This is a genomic window from Pedococcus sp. (assembly GCF_036554925.1).
In the GTDB taxonomy this organism is placed as follows: domain Bacteria; phylum Actinomycetota; class Actinomycetes; order Actinomycetales; family Dermatophilaceae; genus Pedococcus_A.
This window is the reverse complement of sequence record NZ_DATBMI010000077.1, coordinates 1-2,440: the sequence shown is the minus strand read 5'-3', so window position 1 is coordinate 2,440 and position 2,440 is coordinate 1. Positions and strand designations below refer to the sequence as shown.

Sequence of the window (2,440 nt, the reverse complement as noted above, 5' to 3'; positions counted from 1 at the left end):
GCGCATCGAGAAGCAGTAGCCGCGGTCGGGGGTCACGTTGACCTCGACGACCTCGTCGGCGAGGCCGAGCAGCTCGATGGCGTCCTGGCCCGGCTCGAGGCCGGCGACGACCTCGGGGTTGTCGCCCAGCCACTCCTCGAGAACGATGATGCCGTCGTGGTCGTCGCCGAGCCCGAGCTCCATCGCCGAGCAGATCATGCCGTTGGAGACGTGGCCGTAGGTCTTGCGGGCGCTGATCTCGAACGGGCCGGGCAGCACGCCGCCGGGCAGGATGCAGACCACGTGGTCGCCGGGCTTGAAGTTGTGGGCACCGCAGACGATGCCCTGGGGCGTGCCCTCGGTGAGCATCTGGCCGTTCTGGCCGACGTCGACCTGGCACCAGTTGATGGTCTTGCCGTTCTTCTGCTTCTCGGGCGTGACCTCGAGGACGCGCCCGACCACGAGCGGGCCCTGGATGTCGCCACCGTGCAGCGCCTCCTCCTCGAGGCCGACCTTCACGAGGCTGGCCGCGATGTCGGCCCCCGTGGCCCCGGCCGGCACGTCGGCCAGCTCCCGCAGCCATGACACTGGCGCGCGCATCAGATCTCCATCCCGAACTGCGTGCTGAACCGCACGTCTCCCTCAACGATGTCCCGCATGTCGCCCACCCCGTGGCGCAGCATGAGCGAGCGCTCGATGCCGAGGCCGAAGGCGAACCCGGTGTAGCGGTCGGGATCGATGCCGCTGGCGGTCAGCACGCGACGGTTGACCATGCCGCAGCCGCCCATCTCGATCCACCCCGTGCCACCGCACGTGCGGCACTGGCTGTCCTGCCCCTCGCAGATCCAGCAGCGGCAGTCGATCTCGGCGCTCGGCTCCGTGAACGGGAAGTACGACGGGCGCAGCCGCGTCACCGTGCCCTCGCCGAAGAGTCGCGAGACGAAGGCGTCGAGGCTGCCCGTGAGGTGGGCCATGGTGATGCCCTCGTCGACCACGAGGCCCTCGAACTGGTGGAACACCGGCGTGTGCGTGGCGTCGAGCTCGTCGGTGCGGAACACCTTGCCCGGGCAGAGCACGTAGATCGGCGGCTCGCCCCCGAGCATCGTGCGCACCTGCACCGGCGAGGTGTGGGTGCGCAGCACGAGGCCGAGCTCGGGCGGGTCGATGAAGAAGGTGTCCTGCATCTGCCGGGCCGGGTGGTCGGCGCCGAGGTTGAGCGCGTCGAAGTTCAGCCACTCCGACTCCAGCTCGGGGCCCTCGGCGATCTCCCAGCCCATCGCGACGAAGATGTCCTCGACGCGCTCCGTGACCAGGCTGATGGGGTGGCGGGCGCCCAGCCGGCGGCGCGGGACCCGCACCGTGAGGTCCTGGGTCTCCTCGACGAGGATGCGCTGGTCGCGCTCGGCCTCGAGCTCCTCCTGGCGCGCCCTGAGGGCCTGCGCGACCTGGCCACGGGCCTGCCCGACGCGCTTGCCGGCCTCGGCCTTGGCGCTCGGAGGCAGGGCGCCGATCTCGCGGTTGGCCAGCGCCAGGGGGCTCTTCTCCCCCTGGTGCGCCAGCCGGGCGGCCTTGAGCTCCTCGAGGGAGCCCGCCGCGGCAATGGCCGCCTCTGCCTCGGTGACCGCCTGCGCGATGGCGGCGGGGTCGAGAGCGGCGACCTCCACGGGGTCGTACTGCTTGTTGGGTCCAGACATGCCTTTTCCTTGTCGGCTTTCCACCCGTGTCCGGTGGGCGCGGCGTCCCGAGTCTAGGGGCCGCGCGCGGGCGGTCCTGCTGCTGGGTGAGGCCTTCGGAGGGCGGAGGCGAGGGGTATGCCGCGTGGCCGCGGCCGCGCTCAGGGAGCGGAGCGGCCGGTGGCGGCAGTCGCCGGACGTGGTCGGCGGGTGGGGCGCCCTCAGCGCAGCGTCGCGGCCGCGTCCGAAGGCGCGGTAAATCGCTGCGTCGGCGATGCCATGCCTCCAGCGTGCCCCTGCACTCCCCCACCGGCAAGCCGATATCGAGGTGTGGGCACGGCTAGCCTGTTGGCCGTGCGCGACGATGGGGTGGCCGAGCAGGTCGAGTACTACCGGCGGCGCGCCCCGGTCTACGACCAGTGGTGGGCCCGTCGGGGCTCGTACGCGCTGCCGCCCCAGCTGCACCGTCAGTGGTTCGAGGACGTCGCCGAGATCGAGCAGGTGGTGCACGACTTCGCCCCCACCGGCGACGTCCTGGAGCTGGCGTGCGGGACGGGCCTGTTCACCCGTCTCCTGGTCGAGCACGCCGACCGGGTCACCGCCGTCGACGCGTCACCCGAGGTGCTGGAACTGAACCGCCAGCGGCTGCCCGATGCCGCCGTGGAACGGGTCGTCGCGGACGTGTTCGCGTGGGAGCCGCCGCGTGGCGCCTTCGACAGCGTGGTCTTCACGTACTGGCTCTCGCACGTGCCCGACGACCACCTGGCCGCATTCTGGGCCTCCGTGGG

General features: G+C 71.7%; 2 protein-coding genes and 1 pseudogene. 1 reads left to right on the top strand and 2 read right to left on the bottom strand.

Going from position 1 to position 2,440, the window contains the following annotated elements; translation table 11 throughout:
• Both VIB11_RS06420 and pheS read right to left on the bottom strand, forming a co-directional pair.
• Positions 1-579 (bottom strand): annotated as a pseudogene (locus tag VIB11_RS06420) (phenylalanine--tRNA ligase subunit beta); the annotation flags it as partial.
• Positions 579-1,673 (bottom strand): phenylalanine--tRNA ligase subunit alpha, encoded by a 1,095-nt coding sequence (gene pheS / locus VIB11_RS06415; RefSeq protein WP_332029487.1) that lies wholly within the window; start codon positions 1,671-1,673, stop codon positions 579-581. The pseudogene VIB11_RS06420 and the gene pheS, both read right to left, overlap by 1 nt.
• Positions 1,674-2,006: 333 nt before the next feature.
• Here pheS and VIB11_RS06410 point away from each other — a divergent pair.
• Positions 2,007-2,440 (top strand): class I SAM-dependent methyltransferase (locus VIB11_RS06410; protein WP_332029485.1); only part of this gene is annotated, 434 nt, incomplete at its 3' end.